5 protein-coding genes are annotated in these 5269 nt (G+C 77.8%); 2 read left to right on the top strand and 3 right to left on the bottom strand.

The features are described 5' to 3' along the window. Nucleotides 1-764: DNA-formamidopyrimidine glycosylase family protein (locus MCM47_RS39300; protein WP_238951677.1), on the top strand; the 764-nt coding region annotated here is incomplete at its 5' end. Between the two features lie 42 nt (nucleotides 765-806). Here the strand turns inward: MCM47_RS39300 and MCM47_RS39295 are convergent. The 3 genes from MCM47_RS39295 to MCM47_RS39285 form a co-directional block, all read right to left on the bottom strand. Beyond that, the gene (locus MCM47_RS39295; protein WP_238864688.1) at nucleotides 807-1442 is read right to left on the bottom strand and encodes a uridine kinase; all 636 of its coding nucleotides are present in this window, start codon (nucleotides 1440-1442) and stop codon (nucleotides 807-809) included. 183 nt (nucleotides 1443-1625) lie between these two features. Then, nucleotides 1626-2939, bottom strand: coding sequence for a PQQ-binding-like beta-propeller repeat protein (locus tag MCM47_RS39290; protein WP_238864687.1), 1314 nt, complete (start codon nucleotides 2937-2939; stop codon nucleotides 1626-1628). A 141-nt stretch (nucleotides 2940-3080) separates the two neighbouring features. Then, on the bottom strand, nucleotides 3081-3413 hold the full coding sequence (locus MCM47_RS39285; protein ID WP_238864686.1) for a DUF4326 domain-containing protein: 333 nt from the start codon (nucleotides 3411-3413) through the stop codon (nucleotides 3081-3083). Between the two features lie 92 nt (nucleotides 3414-3505). On the opposite strand from MCM47_RS39285, the gene MCM47_RS39280 reads away from it, so the two are divergent. After that, nucleotides 3506-5269 (top strand): GAF domain-containing protein (locus MCM47_RS39280; RefSeq protein WP_238951676.1); only part of this gene is annotated, 1764 nt, incomplete at its 3' end.

Here is a 5269-nt window from a genome sequence, read left to right as displayed (position 1 = left end):
CCGCCGATCTGCGGGTGCCCGCCCACGCCACCGCCGCCCTCGCCGGCCGCCGGGTCCTGGAGGTCACCCCGCGCGGCAAGCACCTGCTCACCCGGTTGGAGGGCGGCCTCACCCTCCACACCCATCTGCGGATGGACGGCCGCTGGGAGGTCTACCGCCCCGGCGAGCGGTGGGCGGGCGGTCCCGCCTGGCAGATCCGCGCCGTCCTCGCCACGGAGGCCGGGACGGCGGTCGGCTACCGGCTGCCCGTCGTCGAACTGCTGCGCACCGCGGACGAGGAGCGCGCGGTCGGCCACCTCGGGCCGGATCTGCTCGGCCCCGACTGGGATCCGGCGGAGGCCGTGCGCCGACTGCTCGCCCACCCGGGCAGGCCGGTCGCCGAGGCGCTGCTCGACCAGCGCAACCTGGCCGGCATCGGCAACGTCTACGCGAACGAGCTCTGCTTCCTGGCCGGTGTCACGCCGTGGACCGCGGTCGGTGAACTGCCGCGCGCCGACCGGCTGGTGGAACGGGCGCGGCAGCTGCTCGACGCCAACCGGCTGCGCGAGGGCCACATCACCACCGGCGACACCAGGCGCGGCTACCGGCACTGGGTGTACGGACGCGCCGGTCGGCCGTGCCCGCGGTGCGGCACGCTGGTGCTGACGGCCACCCAGGGCACGCCGCCGCAGGAGCGGGTGGCCTTCTGGTGCCCGTACTGCCAGCGCGGCCCGGCGCCCGAGGCGGTCCGGCCCGGCGCGGGGGCCCGCCGCCCGACGCGCTGAGCGGCCCGCCGCGGGCGTCCACCGCGGCGGAACCACCCGTCCCTACGGGTGCTCGACCAGGGCCGGGTGGCGGGGGTCGTCCACCCGGACGGTGACGTCGGCGGCCTCGGCCGGACCGGTCTCGGCCTCGTAGCGGGCGAAGGCGGGCAGCGTCCACTGCTCCTCCGGCGCCGTACGACGGGCCAGGGCGGCCGGGGTGAGCGCCAGATGGACGGTCAGCTCGAAGGGCAGCCAGCGCCCGAGCAGCAGCGCGCCGTCCAGCAACAGCACGCCGCCCGGCGGCAGTTCCCGGTAGGGTGCGCGGGTCGAGCGGTCGGTCACGGGATCGCGCAGGGACGGCAGGACGCGGCCGGTGCCGCCGGGGTCCAGCGGGGCGAGGACCTCGCGGAGCAGGGCACCGTCGTCGAGCCAGAGGTCGTGGAAGGCGTCCGCGTCCTGCCTGCCGTACTCCAGCCGGACCGAGGCGGGGCGGAGGAAGTCCGCGGCCGACACGCGCAGCGCGGGGCGACCGCGCAGGCGCAGCGGCTCCACCAGCGCGTCCGCGAGCGCCCCGGGCCGGGCGGCGGCCGCGCCGTCCACCGCGACCCGCTGCCACGTGCCGTCCGCCCCGGGGAGAGCGGCGATGCGGTCGGCGAGCAGTTCGGCGAGCCGGTCGGGCGAGATCGGGTGTACCTGCACCCGCCCATCCTGCCCCGGCCCCGGCCGCGGCGGGGCCGCGGGGGCGGATCCGTCCGGTGCGCCCGGCGACCTCAGGCGCCCGGCCGGGACCGCGGCGGCCCGGACGGGGCCGGGGCGGCCCGGACGGGGCCGGGGCGGCCCGGACGGGGCCGGGGCGGCCCGGACGGGGCCGGGGCGTGCCGGTCAGGCGAGCGGAAGCGCGTGCAGCACGTCGTCGTGGCCGGCGTAGATCCGGTGGTCGTCGGCGGCCAGCGACCAGACGTCCACGCCCGGCCCCGAGTCGCGGAACGTCCACCGCTCCTCCCCGGTTGCGGCGTCGAGTGCCTGGACGCCGGAGGCGGCCGGACCGGGGACCAGGAGGAGCCCGCCCGCCACCAGCGGGCGGCTGCGCCGGTCCAGCCGGAACGGCAGCCAGACGTCCCAGAGCCGCTCCCCGGTGGCGAGGGCGTGGGCGGTCACCAGGCCGCTGTCGCGCGGGACGAAGACGGTGCCGCCGGAGGTCACCGGCGGCAGGCAGCGGCTGGAGTCGGCGGGGCCGGGCTCGACCGACCAGTGCGGCGTCCCGTCGGCCACCCGCAGCGCCCGGACGGCGCCGGGGTGCCGCGGGACGTAGACGTGCTGCTCGTCGGCCACCGCCCAGCCCAGGCCGACCTCCGTGGGCACCTCCCAGAGCCGCCGCCCGGTGGCCGTCTCCAGCAGGACGAGCCGGCCGCCGCCGGTCGAGGTGTCGAGGAGGGGGATCCGGCCACCGGCCGGGGTCGCCGGGGAGAACGGCCGTTCGGCGCCGGTCGAGGCCCGGGACCAGAGCACCGCCCGGTCCGGGTAGCGCACGGCGAACAGGTTGCCGGTCCCCAGGAAGGGCCGGGATTCGGCCCGGCCGAAGACGATGTCGCCGTCGGCGCCGAACAGGGTCGCGCTGGTGCCCAGCTCCTCGGCCAGCGGCAGGCTCCACTCCGCGGCAGGCTCGACGAGGTGGCGGGAGTCGAGGTGGCCCGGCGAGGCGGTGAACAGCCGGTCGCCGGAGACGACCACCCGCAGGCCGGGCAGGTCGGTGTCGCTCGGCCAGTCGGACCGCGGCGCGTCGACGGCCAGCGTGCGCAGCACCGAGCCGGTGGCGGGGTCGAGCACCTGCAGGCCGGCGCGGGAGAGGAACAGCGGCCGCGCGGGGCGGTCGCCGAGCCGTTCGGGCGTCATCCCCTCGGGCCCCCGGTACGACCAGAGCGGCGCCGGCCCGCTGAGCCGGGTGGGCTGCGGCTTCGGCGCCGGCTCCCGGGCGTCGCCGCCCGAGCGGCCGAGCGCCCAGGCCGCCGCACCCGCCGCGAGGACCCCGGCCCCGCCGAGCAGCAGCCGGCGCCGGCCGAGCCACCGCCCGTCGTCGTCCCCGCGGCCACCGCCGATCACGTCGGCCGGTGCCACCGGTGCTCCCTCGGCCTCGCCGTCCCACTGCCAGGAGGCCGCCTCGGCCGCGTCGGTCCGCCCGGACGCCGGGTGCTGCATCTCCGTACTCGATTCCCCCTGGGCAGCCGCCGTGCTGCACCTTCCGACGGAGGATATCCGAGCGGCGCCCGGTCGTTCGCAGGCGCCCGGGCGCTCCCGGCTCCGGCGGGCCCGCCGGACGCGCCTGCGGACGGCCCTCGGCTACGCCTCCTCCGGCGGGTGGTCGGCGAGGTCGGCGATGACCTCCGCGTGGCAGGGGAGGGGGACGCACCAGCAGCCCAGGCGGCGACCGCGCAGCCCGGGGAGGAGGGCGAGCAGCTCGGGGCGGTCGAGGAGGTACGCGCGGTAGCGGACGAGCATCTCCTCGCGGGTGAGGTCGGGACCGGGCCGGTACGGGCAGTGCAGCGGGGACTCTGCCAGGTGCCAGCCGCCGCGGTGCACGGCGCGGCCGACGTACACCACGTCGGCGTAGTCCGGGTCGTCGCGGTGGCCCTTGAGGTTGACCACGGTGGTCGGGCCGGGAGGGGGCGGCATGCCCCCATGCTGGCGCAGCCGGGACGGACGGGCACCCCGGGGCGGCGGGGGCTCGCCTTGACAGTCCCTTGACCCCGGCGTAGCAAGAGAGGATGCGCCAGGGTGTGCCGGCGGACCCGTCCGGTCCGCAGCCGACCGCTCGTGCCCGGGCGACGCGTCCCGACCCGCACCGTCCGCGGCGGAGCGACGCCGCCGCCCGGGCCGCCCACGAGCGGGACTCCCTGCTGGCCACGACCGCCCGCAACACGCTGGAGAGCACCGGCGCCTACGGCGCGCTGGTCTACCTGCGCTCGCGTGACCGCCGCTCGCTCGTGCTCTGCACCATCGCGGGCGTGCCGCTCTCGCTGATGAGCGCGTTCCGCCGGGTCGCCGCGGCGGGCCCGATGCCGGTGGCGGTGTGCTACCGGACCGGGCGGACGATCACGCTGTCCGACACCGAGGACACCATGCGGCGCTTCCCGCAGCTGGCCGTCGGTCTGCCCTACGACTACGCCTCGGCCTGCGTTCCGGTCCGCAGGGGCGAGGCCCGGTACGGGGTCGTGAGCGCGCTCTGGCCCTCCTCCGACGACGGGGTGCCGGAGGAGGCGCGGTCGCACCTGCGGAAGGCGGCCGACCGGCTGGCCGCCGGACTGGCGCAGCTGGAGGAGGCCGGGTACCCGATCGAGCCCAACGGCGACACCGCGGTGGTCGAGCTGGCGCCCCCGGGGCCGCCCACCACCCGGGTCGGGCTCTTCGACTGGAACGTGGCCACCGGTGCGATCTCCGCCGACGACCAGTTCTGCGAGATCCTCGGCCTCGACCCCGCCGAGTTCGACGGCCGGGCGGCCAGCCTGACCACCCGGATCGCCCCCGGCGACCTGCCCGAGTTCCGCGCCGCCGCCCGGGCCGCCCTCGACCACGGCCGGATGCTGGCCGCCCGGGTCCGGGTGCTGGACCGCGACGGCCACCACTACCCCGTCGAGCTCTGGGCCCGCGTCCCCGAGGGCGTTCCCGACGGGCGTGCCCACCTCGTCGGCGCCGTCCTGGACACCCGCACCGGCACCGCCGCCGCGGCCGCGGTCGAGCGGCTGCACGACGGCGTCTTCTCGCTCGACCCCGACGGCCGGATCACCTACGCCAACCGCAGCGTCGAGCTGCTGCTGCGCGCCCGCCGGGAGGACCTGGTCGGCCACCACCCCTGGGAGGTGCTGCCCTGGCTCTCGGACCCGGTCTACGAGAACCGCTACCGGGCCGCCATGCTCTCCCAGCAGCCCACCGCCTTCCTGGCCGCCCGACCGCCGGACGACTGGTTCGCCTTCTCGCTCTACCCGGACGCACACGGCGTCACCGGCCGGGTGGTCGCCGCCGAGCCGCCGCCGGGCCGCACCGGGAAGCCGACCGAACCCGAGCCCGACCTCGGCGCCCGCCCCGGCGTCGGCGGCATGTACCACCTGCTGCAGCTCGCGAGCGCGCTCAGCGAGGCCGTGACCGTCCGCGAGGTCTGCCGCGCCGTCGAGGAGCAGATCCTGCCGGCCTTCGGCGGCCAGGAGCTCGCCATCTACGCCGTCCGCGACAAGCGACTGCACCTGATCTCGCAGAGCGGGTACCCCGACGGCTTCCTCGACCGCTTCGAGGGCACCCCGACGGGTGCCCGGGTGCCCGGGGCCGAGACGCTCAGCACCGGCGCGCCGATCTTCTTCGAGAACGTCCACGCCCTCGCCGCCGCCTACCCGGGGATCGCCCTCGACGAGATGGGCGCCTGGGCGTTCCTGCCGCTGATCGCCTCCGGGCACCCCGTCGGCAGCTGCATCATCGGCTTCGACGAGCCCCGCGCGTTCACCGTGGAGGAGCGCGGACTGCTCACCGGCCTCGGCGGG

Source organism: Kitasatospora sp. A2-31 (genome assembly GCF_022288725.1).
GTDB lineage: Bacteria > Actinomycetota > Actinomycetes > Streptomycetales > Streptomycetaceae > Kitasatospora.
This window is presented reverse-complemented; position numbering and strand designations above follow the sequence as displayed.

What these genes read in the sequence shown, in the direction of transcription:
- MCM47_RS39290 (WP_238864687.1), bottom strand. Translation starts at nt 2,939, where the DNA reads ATGCAGCACCCGGCGTCCGGGCGGACCGACGCGGCCGAGGCGGCCTCC.
- MCM47_RS39285 (WP_238864686.1), bottom strand. Translation starts at nt 3,413, where the DNA reads ATGCCGCCCCCTCCCGGCCCGACCACCGTGGTCAACCTCAAGGGCCAC.